This is a genomic window from Photobacterium sp. AWH4_225, from assembly GCF_056158405.1.
This window is the reverse complement of the sequence record NZ_JBSWTF010000001.1, coordinates 165,176-187,746: the sequence shown is the minus strand read 5'-3', so window position 1 is coordinate 187,746 and position 22,571 is coordinate 165,176. Positions and strand designations below refer to the sequence as shown.

The 22,571-nt window shown below is 52.9% G+C and carries 16 protein-coding genes; 7 read left to right on the top strand and 9 right to left on the bottom strand.

Features of this window, described 5'->3' with window-relative positions:
* Nucleotides 1–29 precede the first annotated feature (29 nt).
* A complete protein-coding gene (locus ACXAD4_RS00920; RefSeq protein WP_475237983.1) occupies nucleotides 30–2,558 on the top strand; it encodes a penicillin-binding protein 1A in 2,529 nt (842 codons plus the stop codon).
* Nucleotides 2,559–2,645: 87 nt separating this feature from the next.
* On the opposite strand, the gene oxyR is transcribed toward ACXAD4_RS00920, so the two are convergent.
* A complete protein-coding gene (gene oxyR, locus ACXAD4_RS00915) occupies nucleotides 2,646–3,557 on the bottom strand; it encodes a DNA-binding transcriptional regulator OxyR (RefSeq protein ID WP_317524061.1) in 912 nt (303 codons plus the stop codon).
* Nucleotides 3,558–3,713: 156 nt separating this feature from the next.
* On the opposite strand from oxyR, the gene ACXAD4_RS00910 reads away from it, so the two are divergent.
* From ACXAD4_RS00910 to ACXAD4_RS00900, 3 genes are all read left to right on the top strand, one after another.
* A complete protein-coding gene (locus tag ACXAD4_RS00910) occupies nucleotides 3,714–4,442 on the top strand; it encodes a glutathione peroxidase (protein WP_475237981.1) in 729 nt (242 codons plus the stop codon).
* A 109-nt stretch (nucleotides 4,443–4,551) separates the two neighbouring features.
* On the top strand, nucleotides 4,552–6,003 hold the full coding sequence (locus ACXAD4_RS00905; protein WP_475237978.1) for a dihydrolipoyl dehydrogenase: 1,452 nt from the start codon (nucleotides 4,552–4,554) through the stop codon (nucleotides 6,001–6,003).
* A gap of 122 nt (nucleotides 6,004–6,125) precedes the next feature.
* Nucleotides 6,126–6,410 carry a DUF3624 domain-containing protein gene (locus tag ACXAD4_RS00900; RefSeq protein ID WP_475237975.1) on the top strand — a complete coding sequence of 95 codons (285 nt, stop codon included), beginning with the start codon at nucleotides 6,126–6,128 and terminating at the stop codon, nucleotides 6,408–6,410.
* Nucleotides 6,411–6,454: 44 nt separating this feature from the next.
* On the opposite strand, the gene argH is transcribed toward ACXAD4_RS00900, so the two are convergent.
* From argH to argC, 4 genes are all read right to left on the bottom strand, one after another.
* Nucleotides 6,455–8,332: an argininosuccinate lyase gene (gene argH, locus ACXAD4_RS00895; RefSeq protein ID WP_475237973.1), complete on the bottom strand. Its 1,878-nt coding sequence runs from the start codon at nucleotides 8,330–8,332 to the stop codon at nucleotides 6,455–6,457.
* Between the two features lie 59 nt (nucleotides 8,333–8,391).
* The gene (locus ACXAD4_RS00890) at nucleotides 8,392–9,600 is read right to left on the bottom strand and encodes an argininosuccinate synthase (RefSeq protein ID WP_475237971.1); all 1,209 of its coding nucleotides are present in this window, start codon (nucleotides 9,598–9,600) and stop codon (nucleotides 8,392–8,394) included.
* 101 nt (nucleotides 9,601–9,701) lie between these two features.
* Nucleotides 9,702–10,493 (bottom strand): acetylglutamate kinase, encoded by a 792-nt coding sequence (argB, locus tag ACXAD4_RS00885; RefSeq protein ID WP_475242677.1) that lies wholly within the window; start codon nucleotides 10,491–10,493, stop codon nucleotides 9,702–9,704.
* A gap of 11 nt (nucleotides 10,494–10,504) precedes the next feature.
* Complete coding sequence (gene argC, locus ACXAD4_RS00880) at nucleotides 10,505–11,518, bottom strand: N-acetyl-gamma-glutamyl-phosphate reductase (protein ID WP_475237969.1); 1,014 nt, start codon at nucleotides 11,516–11,518, stop codon at nucleotides 10,505–10,507.
* Nucleotides 11,519–12,138: 620 nt separating this feature from the next.
* On the opposite strand from argC, the gene ppc reads away from it, so the two are divergent.
* Nucleotides 12,139–14,769, top strand: a complete 2,631-nt coding sequence (gene ppc / locus ACXAD4_RS00875) for a phosphoenolpyruvate carboxylase (protein WP_475237967.1) — start codon at nucleotides 12,139–12,141, stop codon at nucleotides 14,767–14,769.
* 413 nt (nucleotides 14,770–15,182) lie between these two features.
* Nucleotides 15,183–15,746 (top strand): PadR family transcriptional regulator, encoded by a 564-nt coding sequence (locus ACXAD4_RS00870; RefSeq protein WP_039469043.1) that lies wholly within the window; start codon nucleotides 15,183–15,185, stop codon nucleotides 15,744–15,746.
* Nucleotides 15,747–15,822: 76 nt separating this feature from the next.
* Here the strand turns inward: ACXAD4_RS00870 and metF are convergent, their stop codons facing one another.
* The 3 genes from metF to ACXAD4_RS00855 form a co-directional block, all read right to left on the bottom strand.
* Nucleotides 15,823–16,713 (bottom strand): methylenetetrahydrofolate reductase, encoded by an 891-nt coding sequence (gene metF / locus ACXAD4_RS00865; RefSeq protein ID WP_475237965.1) that lies wholly within the window; start codon nucleotides 16,711–16,713, stop codon nucleotides 15,823–15,825.
* A 335-nt stretch (nucleotides 16,714–17,048) separates the two neighbouring features.
* Nucleotides 17,049–19,466 carry a bifunctional aspartate kinase/homoserine dehydrogenase II gene (locus ACXAD4_RS00860; protein WP_475237963.1) on the bottom strand — a complete coding sequence of 806 codons (2,418 nt, stop codon included), beginning with the start codon at nucleotides 19,464–19,466 and terminating at the stop codon, nucleotides 17,049–17,051.
* The gene (locus ACXAD4_RS00855) at nucleotides 19,467–20,633 is read right to left on the bottom strand and encodes an O-succinylhomoserine (thiol)-lyase (RefSeq protein ID WP_475237960.1); all 1,167 of its coding nucleotides are present in this window, start codon (nucleotides 20,631–20,633) and stop codon (nucleotides 19,467–19,469) included.
* A 177-nt stretch (nucleotides 20,634–20,810) separates the two neighbouring features.
* Here ACXAD4_RS00855 and metJ point away from each other — a divergent pair, with 177 nt between their 5' ends.
* Nucleotides 20,811–21,128, top strand: coding sequence for a met regulon transcriptional regulator MetJ (gene metJ / locus ACXAD4_RS00850; protein ID WP_068330548.1), 318 nt, complete (start codon nucleotides 20,811–20,813; stop codon nucleotides 21,126–21,128).
* A 98-nt stretch (nucleotides 21,129–21,226) separates the two neighbouring features.
* On the opposite strand, the gene ACXAD4_RS00845 is transcribed toward metJ, so the two are convergent.
* Nucleotides 21,227–22,477 (bottom strand): malic enzyme-like NAD(P)-binding protein, encoded by a 1,251-nt coding sequence (locus ACXAD4_RS00845; protein ID WP_475237957.1) that lies wholly within the window; start codon nucleotides 22,475–22,477, stop codon nucleotides 21,227–21,229.
* Nucleotides 22,478–22,571 lie beyond the last annotated feature (94 nt).

The window sequence follows — 22,571 nt, the reverse complement described above, 5'->3', positions numbered from 1 at the left end:
ATGAATGCTGGTGTAACGGGAAATCTCAAGTGAAGTTCATAAAGCGATTACTCATATTTGCAATTGTTTGCATAATTCTTGGAGTCACTACAATTTTTGGCTTTTACCTTTACGTAAAACCAGAACTGCCAGATGTTGCCACTCTGAAAAATGTTGAATTACAGACACCTATGCAGGTTTTCAGCGCTGACGGCAAACTGATCTCCCAATTCGGCGAGCAACGCCGGATCCCGCTGACACTTGATGAGATCCCACCGCAGATGATCAATGCGGTACTGGCTACGGAAGACAGCCGCTATTACGACCACCCAGGTATTGACCCGATCGGTATCGCCCGTGCCGCTTTTGTCGTTGCCACCTCCGGCTCGGCCAAGCAGGGGGCAAGTACTATCACCCAGCAGCTAGCTCGTAACTTCTTCCTTTCCAACGAGAAGAAGATAATGCGAAAGATCAAAGAGATCTTCATCGCCATCCATATCGAGCAACTGCTGACCAAAGATGAAATCCTTGAGCTATACCTCAATAAGATTTATCTGGGCTACCGCGCCTACGGTGTCGGTGCCGCTGCACAGGTTTACTACGGCAAGGAAGTCAGCCAGCTGACACTGAGCGAGATTGCAGTAATTGCCGGTCTACCTAAAGCACCGTCAACCATGAACCCGCTTTATTCGGTTAGCCGCGCAACAGCCCGCCGCAATGTGGTACTGGGCCGTATGCTGGCTGAAAACCACATCACCCAGGCCGAGTTTGACCAAGCACGCGCCGAGCCTGTGGTTGCCCGCTACCACACTGCCGAAATTGAGCTGAGCGCGCCGTATTTTGCCGAGCAGGCCCGTGCGTGGATGATTAACCGCTACGGCGAAGATGCCTACACTTCAGGCATGCGCGTCTTCACCACGGTCGATCCAAAACTGCAAAATGCAGCCCAGCAGGCTGCCATCGACAACCTGCTAGGCTACGATCAACGCCACGGTTTCCGCGGTGCGGTAGAAACACTATGGAAGCCAGAGCAAGCGGCGTGGTCAAACGAGCAAATCAACGACCACCTAGCCAAGCAGCCAACCTATGGCCAGCTGATCCCTGCAGTCGTCACCCAGGTAGAAGGCAAATCGGCCACGGTTCAGGCAAAAGGCGGCGACCAACACACCCTTGAATGGGATGGCATGAAGTGGGCACGCAAGTTCATCACCGATAACCGCCAGGGCCCTGCACCAAAAACCGCCACTGACATTCTGGCTGCCGGTCAGCAGATCTGGGTTCAGCAGCGCGGCGAAAATTGGGTGTTGAGCCAGGTACCTGATGCCAATACCGCGTTTGTGGCAGTCTCACCGCAAGATGGTGCGGTAAAAGCCATGGTCGGTGGTTTCAACTTCGTCCACAGCAAGTTCAACCGTGCAACCCAATCGATTCGCCAGGTAGGCTCGGCCATCAAGCCATTTATCTACTCGGCGGCGCTGGACAACGGCATGACACTGGCTAGCTTGGTCAACGATGCTCCGATCAACCGCTGGGATCAGAGTATGGGCACCGCGTGGCGTCCGAAGAACTCACCACCGACATACAACGGCCCGACTCGCCTGCGTATCGGTCTGGCCCAGTCGAAAAACGTTATGGCGGTTCGCGTACTGCAGAACGTCGGCCTGGATGAGACCATCGACTTCCTGACCCGCTTCGGCTTCAAGAAAAAAGATCTACCACGCGCAGAGCCGCTGGCACTGGGTGCCGGTAGCCTGACGCCGCTGGAAGTAGCGCAAGGCTTTGCCGTCTTTGCCAACGGTGGCTACTACGTAGAGCCGTACTTCATCGAACGTGTTGAAGACCCATACGGTAACGTGGTCTTCCAGGCCAACCCGACGGTAGTATGCAACGACGAATGCCAGCAGCAACAAGGTCTTACTGCCCAGCAGCAACCTTCGAATCCGATTCTGAGTGATATTGCCATCAGCGAAGAGGAGCTGACTGACGAGCAACAACCACAAGGCCCTCACTACGCCCAGCAGGTGATCACCGAGCAGAACGCCTTCCTGGTTCGTGAAATGCTGGAAAGCAACATCTGGGGTGGCGGTGACTGGCGCCACGGCACCGGCTGGAACGGTACCGGCTGGCGTGGCCAGGTACTCAAGCGCCGTGATGTTGGCGGCAAGACCGGGACCACCAATGACTCGAAAGATGCTTGGTACTCTGGTTTCGCTCCGGGTATCGTGGCAACCGCCTGGGTCGGTTTCGATGATCACAGCCGCAACCTTGGCCGTACTGCATGGAACAACAACCAGGACAAGGACCAGATTTCCGGCGCTGAAGCAGGTGCAAAAACAGCCCAGCCAGCATGGATTGAGTTCATGAAAGAAGCCCTGGAAGATGTCCCGGTTCAGCGCAAGCAGCTACCTGAGCACATTATCCAGGTCCGTATCGACCGTGATAGCGGCAAGCTCAGCAGCCAGAACGACTACACGTCGATGTTCGAGTACTTCGAGGAAGGCACCGAGCCAACGGAGTCGGTCAGTGATTCTGCTTCAGAGGGGATTTTCGAATCCGATAGCTCTGACGAGCTATTCTAAAAGGCCGGAATCCAAAACAAAAACAGAGCGCACCGCGCTCTGTTTTTTTATCTCTCTTTTTTCTGTTTGTTTACAGGTACCAATAACTTAAGCTGGCTGTGGCGCAGGAAGCTGCTCCTCCAGGTGTGCCTGGATCAACTCAGCCAACTTTTCATAGCGCCCTTTAAGCGGCGAACCCGGGCGGTAAGCCAAGGTGATCAAACGGCTCGGTACCGGATCCTCGGCAGAGATATAACATACCCCATCCCGGCGATGCTCTTTCGGTGTCGCCAACTTCGGCATCAGGGTGATCCCACTTCCCGCCGCGACCATGTTTCGCAGGGTTTCCAAGCTCGTTGCTTTGAAGCTGCCGTCTTCCTGGGCCCCTGCGGCAAAGCAGAACCCCATCGCCTGATCCCGCAGGCAATGCCCGTCACCCAGCATCAGCAATGTATGGCCATGCAACTCTTCCATCGGCAACGACTGAAGTGCAGACCACGGATGATCTTCTGGCACAGCAAGTACCATCGGCTCATGGTAAAGCGGTAACTCGATAAACGGCTCACTTTCTTTCACCGCTGCCAGAATAATGCAATCTAGCTTGCCATCTTCCAACTGCTGTACCAACTGGTGGGTTTGCGCTTCGTGAAGAAACAACTCCAGCTCAGGAAAATTGGCTTTTATCTTGGGGATGATATGCGGCAACAGGTAAGGCCCGACAGTCGGAATAAAGCCGATATGCAGCGGCCCTGACATACTGCCACCTTGCTGACTGGCAAGCTCAGTCAGTACCTTGACCTCCAGCAACACCTTCTGCGCCTGTGCCACCAACGCCAAACCCGCGTCAGTAAATAGCACTTTGCGGCTGGTTCTCTCCAGCAGTGCCACACCCAGCTCTTCTTCCAGCTTGCGGATCTGGCCGCTCAGCGTCGGCTGGCTAACAAAACAGGCTTCAGCCGCCTTGCGAAAATGCTTGTGCTCCGACAGTGCCACCAGATATTCGAGATCGCGAATATTCATCACTTACCACTTTGATAGAAATTAACTATCAAAACCATAACACCAAACGATTAGAGCTATCAATATCAAAATTGCATAATCATCACATCAACAGGGAGCAAGACAGATCAGGCTCCAGTTGCAACAAACAACTTATTTAATTCAAAGGAAAATTTCATGTTCGCATCTAAAGAAGGCCAAGCCGTTCCTCAGGTTACTTTCCACACTCGCCAGGGTGATCAGTGGGTCGATGTGACAAGCCAAGAGCTTTTTGCCGACAAGACAGTGATTGTGTTCAGCCTGCCGGGCGCCTTCACCCCAACGTGCTCTTCGAGCCACCTACCACGCTACAACGAGTTGGCATCGGTATTTTCAGAGCACGGTGTGGACGACATCCTATGTGTATCTGTCAACGACACTTTCGTGATGAACGCATGGAAAAATGACCAGGAAGCCGAAAACATCACTTTCATCCCAGACGGCAACGGCGAGTTCTCAAAAGGCATGGGAATGCTGGTTGCGAAGAACGACCTTGGCTTCGGTGACCGCTCGTGGCGCTACAGCATGCTGGTGAAAAACGGCATTGTAGAAAAAATGTTCATCGAAAACGACGAGCCGGGCGACCCGTTCAAGGTTTCTGATGCGGACACTATGCTGGGCTACATTGCGCCAGAACACAAACTGCAAGAATCCATCACGGTATTTACCAAGCCGGGCTGTCCTTTCTGTGCCAAAGCAAAGCAGAACCTGATCGACAAAGGGCTGAACTACGAAGAAGTGGTACTGGGCAAAGATGCCACCACTGTTAGCCTGCGCGCTATCTCAGGCCGCAGCACAGTACCTCAGGTATTCATCGGCGGAAAGCACATCGGTGGCAGCGAAGAGCTAGAAGCACTGCTTGGCTAGCTCCTAATTAATAACGATATAGGGCCCGCCTGACGGGCCCAGACCTGCAAAAAAATGCAAAGCTTGGCTGGCAATGGCGTTTCTGGCAAAGCTTGATTGGAGAGAAGATATGAAAACCCTGAATGTTGATGTTGCAGTGATCGGCGGTGGTACCGCTGGACTTGGCGCTTACCGAGCAGCCAAAGCCCATACCGACAGTGTTGTGATGATTGAAGGCGGCCCTTACGGCACCACCTGTGCCCGCGTAGGCTGCATGCCATCAAAACTGCTGATTGCGGCGGCAGAAAGCGTTCACCAGATCGAAAAAGCCCCGGGTTTCGGTATCCACCCACAAGGTGAAATCGTCATCAACGGCCGGGAAGTGATGGACCGCGTCAAGCGCGAACGTGACCGTTTCGTTGGCTTTGTTCTGGAGGGTGTTGATGAGATCCCTGCCGAAGACAAGATTGCCGGTTATGCCAAATTCATCGACAACAACACCTTAGTTGTTGACGGTCATACCGCCATACATGCCAAGCGTATTGTGATCGCCACCGGCTCACGCCCGGCCTACCCTGCCGTATGGAACGAATTGGGTGACCGCTTGATTATCAACGATGACGTATTCAACTGGGATGATCTACCAAAAGCGGTCGCCGTCTTCGGCCCGGGTGTTATCGGCCTAGAGCTTGGCCAGTCACTCAAGCGCCTTGGTGTGAACGTAGTGATGTTTGGCTTGGGTGGCCAAGTCGGCCCACTAACCGATCCAGAAGTCATGGCGTATGCCAACAATACCTTCAATGAAGAATTCTACCTCGATGCTGACGTGCGTATAGAAAGCATGAAACGTATCGATGATGAAGTCGAAATCCAATACATAGACAAACAAGGTGCCCTACAAGTTATCAATGTCGAGTATGTACTGGCCGCAACCGGCCGCCGCCCGAACGTCGACAAACTGGATATCGAAAACACCTCGATGGAACTGGATGCCCGCGGGGTACCGGTCGCCGATTACTACACCATGCAAACATCAGTCGAATCGATTTTCGTTGCCGGTGATGCCAGCAACCAAATCCCGCTGCTACACGAAGCCGCCGATCAAGGCCGTATTGCAGGTGACAATGCAGGTCGCTTCCCGGATATCCGAGCTGGCCATCGTCGCTCGAAGATCTCGGCAGTATTTTCGGACCCGCAGATCGCCATGGTCGGTGAAACCTACAAAGAAATTACCGAGCGGTTGGGTCAATGCGGTTGCTTCGAAACCGGTGAAGTCTCGTTTGAAAACCAAGGCCGCTCCCGCGTGATGCTACGCAACAAAGGCATGCTGCATGTCTACGGCGAACAAGGTACCGGCCGATTCCTGGGTGCCGAAATGATGGGTCCGAATGCCGAGCACCTTGCGCACCTGCTAGCCTGGGCGCATCAGAACAAGATGACCGTTGCCGAAATGCTGGATATGCCTTTCTACCATCCGGTTATCGAGGAAGGTGTCCGTACTGCACTGCGCGATCTGAACGCCAAATTGCACTTAGGCCCTGAAATGATCAAGCACTGCCTTGACTGTGGCCCGGGCTGTTAAGATCAGACTGAAAAAACTCTCCCTTGCACTAACGACCAGCCCTCCTTGTGAGGGCTTTTTTTTGTTTCCGGCTGCTGATATCAAAGATAAACTGGCTTGAGTAAATAAAGGAGAATAGCCACATGGGATGCCAAGCCTGCACCGGCTCTGAATTCTGGCAGAAACTCGGCCGCTGCCGGCGCTGTATTCGCCAGTTATCGGTATTAAGCCCGCTGGGCTGGATAAGCTGGTTCATTTTCTACCGCCACTCCCCCACTACCATCGAGGCTATTACGCTTTTTGTTGCCGCCAGCAGTATGACTTTACTGTTGTTAGCCCATGGCATCCGCGCCTGGCAGCTAGGTATAAAGGCCAACCGTATAAAGCCGGCAGATAAAAAAAGCCCGGCATCATTGCCGGGCAAATAGACTAAGAGAATTAATTTGTTATTTGGGAGTGCTCCCGCAGCGGCTTATGCCACATTCACTGTTGGGATCACCTGCTCCTGATCCATCCTCACTTCCAGTGCCACTTCATCACAGGCATGCTGGCGCGGACAACGATCACAATCTTTCATCACCTTCTCAGGCAGCAGCGACTTCGACGTCGGCACAAAGCCTTGTTTCATGAAGAACTCCGGCACCCGGGTCAGTACAAACACCTTCTTGATGGCCATCTGCCCGGCTTTCTCGATCAGATGCTCGACAATCGCCTTGCCCTGTCCTTGATGCTGCCAGCCTGCTTCCACGCCAAGCGAGCGTATCTCGGCTAGGCCGGAATCGTAGACATACAGCGACGCGCAACCGGTGACCGTACCGTGATGCTCGGCTACTGCAAACGAGCCGATATCGCGAACCAGTTCATTGCGCATCCGCGGCAAGTTCTCGCCCAGACCGGACCAGTAAGCCACCATCCCTTCGATGGCATCGAGATCGGTGAGGCGTGCCCCGCGGACCTTGACCACCGGTGAGTAGCGTTTCTCGAGACGCTTCTCGGCCTGATCAATAGCAAAATCAACCTGGTTCGGTGCAACTCCACCGAGCGCACAACGTTTTTCAAGGCACGACTCGATAGTCAGGATCGGATACACATCTTCATCAATCACTTCGGAGAAGGCTTTCATCTCAGCCAGTGACAACTCTTCGAGCGCACAGCCCTTCTCGATAGCGGCGACGACGGCCACACCGACAATATGGTGGGCCTCACGGAATGGGATCCCTTTAGCAACGAGGTAATCCGCCAGCTCGGTGGCATTGGAGTAACCCTGCATCGCTGCTTCCAGCGTTCTGTCCTTGTTGACCTTGATGCCTTCAAAGCACAGCGCAGCCATTTCCATACACTCGTACCAGCTGTCCAGCGCATCGAACAAGCCTTCCTTGTCTTCCTGCATGTCCTTGTTATAGGCCAGCGGCAGCGCCTTAACCGTCATCATCATGCCGGTCATCGCGCCGTAGACCCGGCCGCACTTACCACGGATCAGCTCTAACGCATCCGGGTTTTTCTTCTGTGGCATTAACGAGGAGCCAGAAGTCACCGTGTCAGCGAGTTCGATAAAATTGGACTCACCGGAGTTGTAGAAGATCAGATCTTCTGCCATCCGCGACAGGTGTAGCATCGAAATAGACGCCGTCGACAGCAACTCCATCACATGGTCACGATCGGACACCGAATCCAGACTATTACGCGTCGCACGTTGGAAACCCAGACTGTGGGCCAACACCTCACGGTCAATCGGGTAAGCGGTACCGGCCAGCGCACCTGAGCCCAGCGGACAGGTATCCAGCCTGTCCAACGCATCGGACAAGCGAGAGTAATCACGTTCGAACATTTCAACATAAGCGAGGCACCAATGGGCAAACGTCACCGGCTGTGCCCGCTGTAAGTGGGTATAACCCGGCAGGACTGTTGCCTGATGCTGACGAGCAACTGTCACTAGCTGGTTTTGTAGCTGATCCAGCATTAGTAGTAACTGCTGCCCCTGCTGGCGGCACCATAGTTTGAGATCCGTCGCGACTTGATCATTACGCGAACGCCCCGTATGAAGCTTCTTGCCCAAGTCGCCGACCTTGCTAATAAGCTGCTGCTCGACCCAGCTATGGATATCTTCAGCATCAGAACGCAGGATCTGTTTCGGATCCTCCATCACTGCCAACTTGAGCTCATTAAGTGCCAACTCGAGGCGCTGTTGCTCCTCATCCGTCAGCACATTGACCTGGCGCAGCGCCTTCGACCAAGCGATCGAGCCGACGATGTCCTGCTCCGCCAAACGGTAATCAAAACGCAATGAGTCGTTGAACTGCTTAAACCGAGTGTCAGCCGCCTGACTGAACCGTCCGCCCCATAGTGCCATGGCCTTTCTCCTATGTATCTTGCTCGACTTGCTCGTTATTTATAATGTCGTGGTCTGGGTTATTTCTTTTGTTCGTTCAGCGCACGAATACGGCTTGCCAACGAGTAAAGGCGGATAAAGCCACCTGCATGGCTGTGATCGTATACTTCGTCCTCACCGAAGGTCGCGAACTCTTCGGAGTACAAACTATTGGCCGAACGCTTCTGTACCACCGTAGCTTGGCCTTTATACAGTTTAACGACAACCTCACCGCTCACATCTTGTGACAGCTCTTCCGCAGCAGCCAGCAAAGACTTGCAAAGCGGGGTGAACCAACGGCCATCGTAGATAAGGTGCGATGCTTTCAGGCCAATGCTCTCACGGAACTCAAACGAATCTTTGTCCAGCACCAGCTGCTCTACCGCACGCAGGGCTTCATTCATGATGGTGCCACCCGGGGTTTCGTAACAACCACGGGACTTGATTCCGACCAGACGGTTCTCGACGATATCGATACGGCCAACACCGTGCTCGGCACCTTTTTCATTGAGGTAAACCAGCGCGTTGTAAGGAGACATAGCTTCACCGTCAACAGCCACAATCTCGCCTTTCTCAACAAGGATAGAAACCTGCTCAGGTTTTTCCGGTGCGTCTTCAGGATCCTTGGTCCATACCCAGCACAACTCATTCGGCTGGTTCCAGGTCTCTTCCAGTACGCCACCTTCGGTAGAGATATGCCAGGCATTGGCATCACGAGAATAGATTTTTTCCAGCGAAGCCGTACAAGGGATATCACGTTCTGCCAAGTAATCCAGCAGGGCTTCACGGCTACGCAAGTCCCACTCACGCCATGGGGCAATCACTTCTAGCTGAGGGGCTAGCGCCGCATAGGCACTTTCGAAACGTACTTGATCATTACCTTTACCGGTACAGCCATGGCAAAGGGCATCGGCACCGACTTCAAGTGCACACTCAACCTGCGCCTTGGCAATAATCGGACGGGCCATCGAGGTACCCAGCAGGTACTTACCCTCATACACCGCACCTGTTTTCAGGCTTGGGTAGATGTAATCCTTGACCATCTCTTCTTTCAGATCGGCGATGTAGCAAGCAGAGGCGCCAGAAGCCAACGCTTTCTCTTCGATACCTTCCAGCTCTTCTTCACCCTGACCAACATCGGCCACGAATGCCACGACTTCACAGTCATAGTTTTCCTTTAGCCAAGGAATGATTGCCGAGGTGTCCAGACCGCCGGAATAAGCCAATACTACTTTATTTACTTTGCTCATAACTCTCTCCTGATTGCCTGTTCGACGGTCTTCCCGCTCAGGCGCTATCTCAATCCGTGTGTACTAACGTGTGTCTAAATTTGTGTTCTTTTACCGCAGGGTTACGCCTGCGGGGAAAATTTGGTTCCGATACTCTGGCCATCAAACAACGCTGCCAGCTTGTCCGGGTAACGCCAGGTCGCGACTTCAATCGAGCGCCCTAGAGCATTGGCGGCTTCAAAAGCGGCGCGAACTTTAACCACCATGCCATCGGTGATCACTGCCTGGGCAATCAAGGCTTCAGCCTGTGACTCGGTGAGCTCGCTAATAAGCTTGCCCTTGCCGTCCAATACCCCACTGACATCTGAAAGCAGTACCAACTCACCATCCAGCGCAGCTGCAACAGCGACGGCCGCCTGGTCAGCATTGACATTCATCAGCTGGCCATTGCCATCAAGGCCTATCGAGCTAACAATCGGCAAGAAACCCGATGCCATAATTTGGCTGACCAAGCTACTGTCGCCTGGCTCTGCCTTGCCCACCGCACCCAGTTCAGGATCCAGCTCGGTGACCTTGCATAGGCCGCCGTCAGCCAGGCTCAGACCGACTGCAGGAACACCTGCTTTTTGCGCCTGCCCCTGCAGCAGCTTGTTGGCAGTCCCTGCCAATGCACCGGCGATGTAAGGAATTTGATCGGCCGGTGTTACCCGCAGCCCTTCTTTCTTTACCGTTTCCAGCTGCAGCTTGGCCATCAGATCATCAACCAGGTAGCCACCGCCATGGACCAGCACCAAAGGACGCTGCGCCTGTTTCTGATAGGCGCTGATCGCACCGAACAGTTTTTCCAGGGTCTCACCGCAAGACAGTACGGCACCACCGAGCTTTATTACCAAAGGAACCTGACTCATCGCTATTCTCCTAACCTTTATACCAACGCTGTAAGCTGAGGGAAACCATTTCGAATATTTATGCACTGCATCGCTTGCGATGATGCGCCCTTGAGCAGGTTATCAATCGCAGACGTTAAAATAATGTGTCCACCTTGTACCTGCCAGCCGATATCGCAGAAGCAGGTTCCGACCACACTCTGTAGCTTCGCCGCCTGCTGGCCCAGCAGACGAACCGCATGCTGGTCGCCGTCAGCACCGTAAGCTGCTTGCATCGCTGCCTCTACCTGCTCGGCAGTAACACCGTCGGCCAGCTTGGCAGTGATGGTTGCCAAGATCCCCCGCTTGAAGTTACCGAGATGGGGAGTAAAGATGATGTCCTGGCCTAGGTGGGTAGCGATTTCAGGCTGGTGACGGTGGTTGAAAATACCGTATGCCTGAAGGCTGACTTCACAGAAGCTGTTGGTCATAGATGCTTTGCGCCCAGCCCCCGATACACCACTTACCGCATTGATCACCGGCCACTGTTGGGTATCCAGAAGCCCACTCTCAAGCAGCGGTTTCAAGGCCAGCTGCGAAGCGGTTGGGTAACAGCCCGGAACAGCGACTAACTGAGCATTGGTAATCGCGTTATGGTTCCATTCTGCAAGGCCATAAACCGCTTTCTCCAACCACGCCGGGTACTGATGCTCGAAGCCATAGAACTGGGTATAAAACGCGTCGCCCTGCACCCGAAATGCCCCAGACAAATCAAACACCTGACAACCACATCCCAAAAACACCGGTGCCAAATCATGGCTGACTTCATGGGCTGTTGCCAACAATACGATATCACCGGCCTGTGCCACATCTTGCGGCGAACAAAGCGGCTGCAGCGGCAAATCGACAATGCCTTTTAACTGGCCGTGCAACTCACTGATCGGCTTATTGGCATCAAGGCTGTTGGCCGAAACAAACAACCCGGCTAGGTTGAGTTTTGGATGTAGGTGTACCATTTTGGCCAGCTCTGCGCCGGTGTAGCCGCTGGCACCGATAATATAGGTGTTCAACATAATCAATCCGTGTCTTTTGGTCTGTAGGTGCTTTGGTTTAGGGGTGTAGCTAGCAGCAAGGCTGCCTCGGGATGGGGTGCGCAGAGGCACCAAGCGAAACTCAGCGTCGTCGGAGGGCGTGTTGTGATTGGCTAGTCGCTTGGTTCATGTGGCTTAGTACCTATTTCAGTTCCGTTACATTTCTCGATACAGCTTGGTTAACATTCCTTGGTTGTTAACCATAACGCGACATGAATATTTTTATTCACATCTTTTGAATTAATATGTTTACCGATATTTGCTACCTGTGTCAACTCCTGAGCGGTAAAAAATAATAAAAGGAGTCTTGTCCCGCCGATTTACCCTATTCCCTCCTTTATATACACAGCACAAAGCACTAAATCACACCGAAAATGAAAACTTTCTCGACATATTGCACAGCAAGCACGCAGTTTTTGTGCCTTATCAGACCATTCTTGAGAAACTTTGTTACACCCTCCGTTTCATAACATGATAAAAATCAATGCACTGTCGTTTTCTTACTAGTTATGACGATCAATGTTGACCTCAAAGGCTGAACACGGCTAGATTGTTGTCTAATGAGTTAATTGGATGTAATAAATTTACGAGATGGATGCGATATGAACGAAAAGTACAGCGCGCTTAGAAGCAACGTCAGTATGCTCGGTCACATGCTGGGTACGACAATCAAGGATGCGCATGGTGAAGAACTGCTAGGTAAAGTAGAAACCATCCGCAAACTGTCCAAGTCCGCCCGTGCAGGGAACCAAGACGATCGTGCCAAGCTGATCGACGAACTGCAGAACCTGCCGGACGAACAGCTATTGCCTGTTGCCCGGGCCTTCAGCCAATTCCTGAACCTGACGAATATTGCCGAGCAGTACCATACCGTCTCGCGCCACAGTGAAGAGCATATCTGCAGCCCAGACTCTATCGATGCTCTGTTCGCCAAACTGGACGATCAGGACATCAGCAAATTTGATTCAATCCAGGCGGTCCGCGACCTCAACATTGACTTGGTCTTGACCGCCCACCCGACGGAAATAGCCCGTCGTACCATGATCCACAAGCTGGTACAGATCAACAAATGCCTCTCCAAGCTGGAGCTGAGCGAACTGTCCAACAGCGAACGCCAGCGCGTTGAACGCCGTCTTGAGCAGCTGATCGCACAGGCATGGCATTCCGATGTTATCCGTAAGCAACGCCCGACTCCGCTCGATGAAGCCAAGTGGGGCTTTGCCGTGGTTGAGAACTCACTATGGCAAGCCGTTCCTGAGTTCCTGCGCCAGTTCGACGAGAAGCTTACCGCCCACCTGGGCGAAGGCCTACCTATCGATGCCGCGCCTGTCACCTTCTCATCCTGGATGGGCGGTGACCGCGACGGTAACCCGTTCGTAACTTCTGAAGTGACACGCGAAGTGCTGTTGTTATCACGCTGGAAGGCCGCCGACCTCTATCTGCAGGACGTCAAGGAGCTGGTCAGCGAGCTGTCGATGGTCAAGTGTAACGATGAAGTCCGCGATCTCGCCGGTGATGAGCACGAACCTTACCGTGCAATCCTCAAAGATCTGCGCACCAAGCTGACCAACACCCGTGATGTGCTCGATGCCAAGATCAAGGGCCTCGACGCACCAAGTTACGGTATCATCGATGATATCAACCAGCTATGGGACCCACTTTACGCCTGCTACCGCTCACTTCACGACTGTGACATGGGCATCATTGCCGACGGCCTGCTGCTAGACGTGCTGCGCCGCATCAAGTGTTTCGGTGTCCACTTAGTTCGCTTGGATATCCGCCAGGAAAGTACCCGTCACTCGAATGTTATCTCCGAGCTAACCCGCTACCTAGGACTAGGCGATTACGATCAGTGGAGCGAGCAGGACAAAGTGGCCTTCCTGGTCCGCGAACTCTCTTCCAAGCGTCCGCTGCTACCACGCGACTGGGCACCTTCTGACGAAGTCAAAGAGGTAATCGACACCTGTAAGGCCATTGCCGACCAGCCTCGTGAAGCCTTGGGTGCCTATGTAATTTCAATGGCTCGTACCGCTTCGGATGTGCTGGCCGTTCACTTGCTGCTACAAGAAGCCGGCTGCAAATTCCGTATGGATGTGTGCCCGCTATTCGAAACCCTGGAAGACCTCAACAATGCTGAGAGCGTGATCAAGCAGTTGATGAACATCGACTGGTACCGTGGTTATATCCAGAATCACCAGATGGTAATGATCGGCTACTCTGACTCCGCCAAAGATGCCGGTGTTATGGCAGCTGGCTGGGCCCAGTACCATGCCATGGAATCACTGGTTGAAGTGTGTGAAGAAGCAGGCGTCGAGCTGACCCTGTTCCACGGCCGTGGCGGCTCGATTGGCCGAGGCGGTGCCCCTGCACACGCAGCCCTATTGTCTCAGCCACCTCGTAGCCTGAAAGGCGGCCTGCGTGTAACAGAGCAAGGCGAGATGATCCGCTTTAAGCTGGGCCTACCAGAGGTGGCGGTAAACAGCCTGAGCCTGTACGCCAGCGCCATTTTGGAAGCTAACCTGATGCCACCACCGCAGCCAAAGCAAGAGTGGCGCGAGCTGATGGATGTGCTGTCAGAAGTGTCCTGCGATGCTTACCGTGATGTAGTACGCGGCAATGAGGAATTTGTTCCTTATTTCCGTGCGGCAACCCCAGAGCTTGAACTGGGCAAACTGCCGCTGGGCTCTCGTCCGGCCAAGCGTAACCCGAAAGGTGGCGTAGAGAGTTTGCGCGCGATCCCTTGGATTTTCGCCTGGAGCCAGAACCGCTTGATCCTGCCTGCTTGGTTGGGTGCCGGTGAAGCCATCCAGTTCTCGATTGACAAGGGCCATGCCGCCCAGCTTGAAGAAATGTGCCGCGAGTGGCCGTTCTTCTCAACCCGCCTGGGTATGCTGGAGATGGTCTTCACCAAGACCAATATTGGCATTGCGGAATACTACGACCAGCGTCTGACTGATAAATCGCTGTGGCCAATGGGCCAGAAACTGCGTGATCAGCTGCAAAAAGATATCAAAGCAGTACTTAACGTGGAAAACAGCGCTCACCTAATGGAGCAGAACCCATGGGGTGCCGAGTCAATCCGCCTGCGTAACATCTATGTCGAGCCGTTGAACATGCTTCAGGCCGAATTGCTTTACCGTACCCGCCGTCAGGAAACCCCATCTCCGATGATGGAAGAAGCCTTGATGGTCACCATTGCCGGTATTGCCACCGGTATGCGTAACACCGGCTAATAAATACGTAAAATAACCACAAAGGGCTAGCGTCTATCTGCTAGCCCTTTCTTTTTTCCGCAAATTTTCCGCTTGCCTCATTTTTGAGACAGCCTCGCCAGTACTCGGTTAGCTAAACTAAACCGCATGCAGTGAAATCATTTGATGAAAAACATTTTGCATCAAAGAATGAATAGGAAATAACAGGCAATATATAGACCAGCATCACAAGACGGGCAATTGGTTGCACCAGTTTTCGTCGATATCGCGCTCTGATGTCGAAAATTAGCCCATTGATGTGTATGCTACGTGATCTCGATCAGGCACTGCAACAGCACGATTATAAAAACGCCAATGAGCGATGGGTACGTTGCGGCCGTCTCTGGCCATGCCGATTGAGTTATTTTTTTGTAGTATTTTAACGGATAGAAGAGATGTCACTACCACACGTTATTTTAACTGTGTTGAGTAACCGCGATGCCACCGGTTACGATATCACCAAAGAGTTCTCCCACAGCATCGGTTATTTCTGGAAAGCCAGCCACCAGCAAGTGTATCGCGAGCTGAACAAGATGGCCGGCAACAACCAGGTAACCTGTAAACTTGAACCGCAAGAGGGTAAACCAGATCGTAAAGTATACTCTATTACCGATCTTGGCCGTCAGGCGCTGTTTGAGTGGTTCCAAGAGCCTGCACGCAACCCAACCATCCGCGATGAGTTTTCTGCCAAGCTGGTAGTTTGCGGTGTGCACAACTCCGAGCCAATGCAGCAGCAACTAGAAGGCCTGATTGAAGAGTCACATACGCTGATCAACCACTATAACGAAATGGAAAAAATCCATTTTGCTGATCATAAAAACCTAGATCGCCAATCCCGTCTTGACCGTCTAACCCTTCGCCGCGCGATCCATAACCGCCAGGCATGGATTGACTGGGCAGAGGAAGTTTTGGCCGAGCTGAAGGACATGGACTCAGCAGGCAGCCCGGTTGCCCTGTAAGCCATATCCAAAGAACATAAAAAAAGCCGCTTAATGCGGCTTTTCTTTTATCTGTGGCCCGTACTTGTAACCGTGCTTACCCTTTAGCACGAACCCCTAGCGTGTGGCAGATAGCATAGGTCAGCTCGGCACGGTTAAGGGTATAGAAATGGAAGTCTTTCACCCCTTCACGGCTCAGTACACGTACCATGTCGATGGCGTTGCTCGCCCCCACCATCTGGCGACTCAGCAGATCATCATCCAACCCTTCATACTGCTTTTCCAGCCAGCCTGGAATTTTAACATTGTTGGCATCAGCAAATCGCTTGGCCTGCTTCATATTGGAGACCGGCAGGATTCCCGGTACGATTTCCACATCAATACCCGCCGCAACACAGCGGTCACGGAAACGCAGGTAGCTTTCCACATCGAAGAAGAACTGGGTTATGGCACGGCTGGCACCGGCATCGACCTTGCGCTTGAGGTTGATCAGATCCGCCTGGGCACTCTTGGCTTCCGGGTGAACTTCAGGGTAAGCCGCTACCGAGATATCGAAGTCGGCTTCAGAGCGCAGCAACTCAACCAAATCGGCTGCGTACATATCCGGCTTCACGCCTTGTTCAGGGAGATCGCCACGCAGGGCAACGATATCGCGGATCCCGTTGTTCCAGTAGTCGCGGGCAATGGTACGCAGCTCATCACGGGTCGCATCGATACAGGTCAGGTGCGGCGCGGCAACGAGACCTGTTTGATCTTTGATGTCCTTGATGATCGAGTGGGTACGGTCACGCTCACCCGAGTTGGCACCATAAGTCACCGAGACAAATTTTGGCTGCAGCGTCTTCAGGCGGTGAATGGAGTTCCACAGCGTCTGCTCCATCTGCTCGCTGCTTGGCGGAAAGAACTCAAAAGACACATTGATGTTGCCGTCAATGTCTGCAATATTCTGGTTCAGTGAATCCAAGTGGCTTGCGTATGAATACCCCATAATCCATTCCTTACTCTTGTTGGCTCTCGGCCGCTCCCTAAAACTGACGTCATCCAAATAACCGTTTAGACGTCTATATGTCTACAGAATGTCTTGTAACCAATTTAATGTCAACATGATGATCATGAATATTTTTCAACTTCAAATTGCAAGAACTTCAACATTGGCAGATAACAAAAAAGCCCGCTAATAGCGAGCTTTTAGGGTATAGAGCATTCTCACAGAGACTAAAACTGGCGATTTAATTACCACCCAGTTTAAGTCACCACTCATCACAAGAAAGGCAATAATTTACACTACATAAAGTCCGTAAGATCTCACTCCGAACATGCGACTTATAGCATTGCCGCCAAGCGGTTGATATCAGATAACAGCGCCCCTGCCGTCACATCGCGGCCAGCACCCGGCCCACGGATCACCAACGGGTTATCACGGTACCAACGACTCTCGATAGCAAAGATGTTGTCGCACGGCAGCAAATTGGCCAAAGCATGCTCACGAGATAGCGCTTCAATGCCAACCACTGCCTTGCCGTGGCGATCAAGCCTTGCGACATAGCGCAATACCTTCTCTTCTTTCTGCGCTTTGCGCAGGCGCTCGTGGAGCAGCTCATCCAGCTCGACAGATTGCTCGAAGAAGTCATCCACCCCTAGCGATGCCAATGAGTCAGGCACCAAGGTTTCCACCTTGACCTGCTCTGGCTCAAGCGACAAGCCTGACTCTCGGGCGAGGATCACCAGTTTGCGCATCACATCACTGCCATCCAGATCATGGCGCGGATCCGGCTCGGTCAGCCCCTGCTGCCAGGCCAGCTCAACCAGCTGGGAGAATGGTACCGAACCATCATATTGCTGGAACAGCCATGATAGCGTGCCGGAGAAAATACCCGACAAGGCAATGATCTCATCACCGCTTTCGCGCAAGTCACGCACCGTATGGTTAACCGGCAAGCCCGCTCCCACCGTTGCATTGTAGAGCCAGAAACGGCTGCTCTTGGCAAACGCATCAAGCACCTGATGATAGCTTTCACCCGAAGCCGAGCCTGCTACCTTGTTGGCCGAGATCAGGTGCAAACCCGACTCTGCAACCTGCGGGTAACGCGCAGCCAGCTCACTGCTGGCGGTAACATCCAGCACAATAACATCGTCGTAGGTATTGTGGGCCAGCACCGACAACCACTCATCTCCGCTGTATTCAATCGACTCATCATCAAAACTATGCTGGGCACGGCTGGCATCAATTCCGTCAAAATCAATCCAGTGACGGCGGCTATCAACCACACCAATCAGGGTAAAGCTCATACCATGACGCTTTTCCAAAGTGGCTTTTTCGGTCTCGAACAATTCCAGCCAACGGCTGCCGATATTCCCCTTGCCACAAAGCACCAAACCAATTCGCTTCTGGGCCTGGAACAAGCTTTGGTGAATACCTTGGATCAAACTATCGGTATCGGCCTTACGCAGTACCGCCACCAAACTCAACCCTGATTCAGACTCAGCAATAAACTCCAACGCCTGCCCTTTAAGCTGCTGATAGAACCCATAGCAATGCACCGCGTTGTTCACCACGCCGGCCCCTACCGCTGCAACCAGCGAGAAACCTTCGCGCAAGCGCAACTCGGCGGCAATACCACTATCCTGAAGTTGGGCTAGAACACTGTTAACGACCTCGGCGGTATAAGCCAGCTGTACCCGGCCCTTATCCGGCTCGAAACTGCTGGCAAGCGGCTGCAATTGAGTTCGCTGCAAAAAGCGTTCGATATCGGTAGCAATCGGCGCAAAATCATGGGCGCGGGTCACCGACAGCTCGATCAGGCATACCTCATCAAGCGAAGTGATGATCTTGGCACCGCGTCCCGACGCCAGAACCCGCTCCACCCGTGTCGAACCCTGCTCTGGCTGATGGCTGCAACGCAACGTCAGATCAATCGCACTTTGCGCGACCGGCTGCAAGGTACGGCTATGCAAAACTGGCGCCGCCAAACGGGCCAGCTCGCTGGCTTCATCTAGGCGAAGTAATGGCAGCAAACAGGCATCGGCGACCTTACGCGGGTCGGCACTGTAAACACCGGCCACATCACTCCAAATCGTTACCCTGTCGACATCAGCCAAAGCCCCGATAACAGTTGCAGAATAGTCTGAGCCGTTGCGGCCAAGCAGCACCGTCTCACCCACGCTGTTTTGCGCCATGAAACCGGTGATCACAACACGTTGCTGGCTGTACTGAGCCAACTGCTCCTTGAGCAACGGCCAGGACTGGGCACGGTCAACTTCCGGCTGGGCTGAGCGCTCAGCCCGCAGGAAGCAGCGCGAGTCAAGATTGACAGCTGGTAGCTGCAGCTTGGTCAGCAAAGCTGCCAACAAACGGGCCGACCATTGTTCACCATGGCCCAAGACCTTGGCCTGCTCTGCCTCTGACAGTGGCTTTTCCGCCATACCTGAAAGCACACCCAGTTCAAGATGCAGCTGGGTCAGTAGCTCATCCGCCGCTTCGCCGTCGAGCAATGATTCAATCAATGACTGTTGAAAGCTACGCAGAGACTGTAGGGCCTCATGAGCCTGGCGGCCGTCTTTGTCGAGCAATTCAAGCCATTCAATCAGGCGGTTGGTGGTTTTGCCTGCTGCCGATACAACAACCAGATCGTTTTCACTGGAATACTCGCGCAAGATCTCGGCCACTCTTAGGTAGCACTCAGGATCCGCTAGGCTACTACCGCCAAACTTATGCAATTGACGCGTAACAGGATGACTCATTTATGCTACCTCCGCCGCTTTGTTGAAAGCTTGCTCCAGATCGGCAATCAAATCCTCAGGATCTTCAAGGCCAACCGACAATCTCAGCAGGGAAGGCTTAAGCCCTGCCTCGGCCTGGGCCTCATCAGACATCGCACGGTGGGTCATGCTCGCAGGGTGACAGATCAAGCTTTCCGTACCGCCTAGCGATTCCGCCAATGAGAAACATTTTAGTGTTTTAACAAACACTTCAAGCTGTGCCATGCCGCCGGCAATCTCGAAGCTGAGCATGGCTCCGAAGCCCTTCTGCTGCTTGAGTGCTATCGCATGGCCCGGATGCTCTGGTTGGCTCGGGTGGTAGATGGTACCTACCAGCGGCTGCTGTTGCAGGTAAGTCAGGATCTGGCGGCTGTTTTCTTCATGCATACGCATTCTCGGCGCCAGTGTACGCAGGCCGCGTAACGTCATGTAGGCATCAAACGGCGCGCCGGTGGCACCGATACAGTTTGCCCACCAGGCAATCTCCTCGGCATGCTCTGCCTGCTTGGAGATCAATACCCCACCGACAACATCTGAGTGACCATTGATGTATTTAGTGGTGGAGTGGACAACAAAATCGGCACCAAGGGCAATCGGCTGCTGGAGGATCGGAGACAGGAAAGTATTATCTACCGCCACCAGCGCGCCAACTTGCTTAGCTGAAGCACAAATTTCTTCAATATCAACAATGCGCAACAATGGATTCGACGGAGTTTCGACCCAAATCAGCTTGGGCTTGAGGGCCAGAGCTTCGGCAATTGCAGCCGGATCGGTCTGATCAATAAAGCGAACTTTGAAATCACCCTTGGCTGCGCGGGTATTAAACAAACGATAAGTACCGCCATAGCAGTCATGCGGGGCAATAATCAAATCATCCGGGCCAATCAGCGCAGAAGCCAACAGGTTGATTGCCGCAGTCCCACAGCTGGTCACCACTGCGCCAGCGCCTCCTTCTAGCTCTGCCAGGGCATCGGCCAATGTGTTACGGGTCGGGTTGCCCGAGCGAGAATAATCAAATTCTGGCACCTCGCCCAATTGCGAAAAGCTGTAGGTCGAGGTTAAATAGAGAGGAGGTACCACAGCATTGTACTGGGTATCAGATTCGATGCCGGTGCGAACAGCGACGGTAGCTAGCTTCTTGTCACTCATTTTTACTTTCCTTGTCAGGGTGGCCCTGCCGAATAACTTTTATGCAACAACATAGCGACAAACACCGAAGACGTCAACACTTCTAGACGTCTATATGTCTTTGCTTATGGCGGTAAATCCCGCTAAAATTCAGGCATACTATATTTCATCACTTTTATATCGCTGAGAAGGTAAAAAATGGCAGAGTGGAATGGCGAATACATCAGCCCTTACGCGGAACACGGTAAGAAAAACGAACAAGTAAAAAAAATTACAGTTTCGATTCCATTGAAGGTTCTAAAAATCCTGACCGATGAGCGTACCCGCCGTCAGGTCAATAACTTGCGCCATGCAACCAACAGTGAGTTGCTGTGCGAAGCCTTCCTGCACGCTTACACCGGACAGCCGCTTCCTACCGATGACGACATCCGTAAAGATCGCCCGGACGATCTGCCAGCCGAAGCCAAAGCGCTGATGGAAGAAATGGGGATCACCTACGAAGACATCAACGAGTAAGTGAAACCATCACTTTCTCCTCATAATGCCAGCGTATTATGACCATAAAAAAACCAGCCCTTCGGCTGGTTTTTTATTTGCTTGGCTCAATACGGAAATTATTTCGCTTCCATGTAGCCAACCGGCATGTCAATTTGGGCAACACCCGAATCGACTGCAGCCTGGGCAACCGCTTTGGCCACACGTGGTAGCAAACGAGGGTCCATTGGCTTAGGAATGATGTATTCAGGGCCAAACTCAAGCTTGTCAGCACCAGCGGCGACGACCACTTCTGCCGGTACTGGCTCTTTGGCCAATGCGCGGATGGCATCAACGGCTGCCAGTTTCATCTCATCATTGATTTCGCTGGCACGGACATCAAGTGCGCCACGGAAGATGAATGGGAAACAGATAACATTGTTCACCTGGTTCGGGTAATCCGAACGGCCCGTACCCATGATCAAATCATCGCGTACCGCATGGGCCAGCTCAGGCTTGATTTCAGGATCTGGGTTAGAACACGCAAACACCACAGGCTTGTCAGCCATCAGCTTCAGCGCTTCAGGGGCAAGCAGATCCGGACCTGATACACCAACAAAGATATCCGCGCCTTCAATCACATCTTCCAGCGTACGCTTATCCGTGTTGTTGGCAAACAGCTGCTTATACTCGTTGATATCGTCACGACGGGTGTGGATAACACCCTTGCGATCCAGCATGTAGATTTTCTCGCGCTGGGCACCACATTTGATCAGCAGTTCCATACACGCTACGGCCGCAGCACCGGCACCCAGACAAACAATCACCGCTTCGTTGATGTTCTTACCCTGAAGTTCCAGAGCATTGAGCATACCCGCAGCAGTCACAATCGCCGTACCGTGCTGATCATCATGGAATACAGGAACATGGCAACGCTCAATCAGGCGTTTTTCGATTTCGAAGCAGTCAGGGGCCTTGATATCTTCCAGGTTGATACCACCGAACGTATCAGCAATGTTCGCCACCGTATCAACAAACTCGTCGATGGTGCGGTGCTTCACTTCGATATCAATCGAGTCCAGGCCAGCAAAGCGTTTGAACAGCAGCGCCTTACCTTCCATCACAGGTTTCGAAGCCAGCGGGCCAAGGTTACCCAGGCCAAGGATAGCAGTACCGTTGGTGATAACGGCAACCATGTTGCCTTTACCTGTGTACTTGTAGACATTTTCTGAGTTTTGCGCGATTTCACGTACCGGCTCAGCCACGCCCGGGCTATAAGCAAGAGCGAGATCTTCTACGGTATTGGCTGGCTTGGTGAGCTCGACAGCAATTTTTCCTGGTACTGGGTATGCGTGGTAGTGAAGGGCCTGTTGGCGAAAATCTTCAGACATAGTGTTCGAAATCCTGACTGGAGGTGACTTTATTTTGGAATTTGGACATAGATCATATTCTATGGCAGCACAAAATCCTAGCACCGAACATCTG

What these genes read in the sequence shown, in the direction of transcription:
- ACXAD4_RS00845 (WP_475237957.1), bottom strand. Translation starts at nt 22,477, where the DNA reads ATGTCTGAAGATTTTCGCCAACAGGCCCTTCACTACCACGCATACCCA.
- ACXAD4_RS00910 (WP_475237981.1), top strand. Translation starts at nt 3,714, where the DNA reads ATGTTCGCATCTAAAGAAGGCCAAGCCGTTCCTCAGGTTACTTTCCAC.
- ACXAD4_RS00855 (WP_475237960.1), bottom strand. Translation starts at nt 20,633, where the DNA reads ATGAGTGACAAGAAGCTAGCTACCGTCGCTGTTCGCACCGGCATCGAA.
- ACXAD4_RS00870 (WP_039469043.1), top strand. Translation starts at nt 15,183, where the DNA reads ATGTCACTACCACACGTTATTTTAACTGTGTTGAGTAACCGCGATGCC.
- ACXAD4_RS00905 (WP_475237978.1), top strand. Translation starts at nt 4,552, where the DNA reads ATGAAAACCCTGAATGTTGATGTTGCAGTGATCGGCGGTGGTACCGCT.
- metF (WP_475237965.1), bottom strand. Translation starts at nt 16,713, where the DNA reads ATGGGGTATTCATACGCAAGCCACTTGGATTCACTGAACCAGAATATT.
- ppc (WP_475237967.1), top strand. Translation starts at nt 12,139, where the DNA reads ATGAACGAAAAGTACAGCGCGCTTAGAAGCAACGTCAGTATGCTCGGT.
- ACXAD4_RS00860 (WP_475237963.1), bottom strand. Translation starts at nt 19,466, where the DNA reads ATGAGTCATCCTGTTACGCGTCAATTGCATAAGTTTGGCGGTAGTAGC.
- ACXAD4_RS00890 (WP_475237971.1), bottom strand. Translation starts at nt 9,600, where the DNA reads ATGAGCAAAGTAAATAAAGTAGTATTGGCTTATTCCGGCGGTCTGGAC.
- argH (WP_475237973.1), bottom strand. Translation starts at nt 8,332, where the DNA reads ATGGCACTATGGGGCGGACGGTTCAGTCAGGCGGCTGACACTCGGTTT.
- metJ (WP_068330548.1), top strand. Translation starts at nt 20,811, where the DNA reads ATGGCAGAGTGGAATGGCGAATACATCAGCCCTTACGCGGAACACGGT.
- ACXAD4_RS00900 (WP_475237975.1), top strand. Translation starts at nt 6,126, where the DNA reads ATGGGATGCCAAGCCTGCACCGGCTCTGAATTCTGGCAGAAACTCGGC.
- oxyR (WP_317524061.1), bottom strand. Translation starts at nt 3,557, where the DNA reads ATGAATATTCGCGATCTCGAATATCTGGTGGCACTGTCGGAGCACAAG.
- argC (WP_475237969.1), bottom strand. Translation starts at nt 11,518, where the DNA reads ATGTTGAACACCTATATTATCGGTGCCAGCGGCTACACCGGCGCAGAG.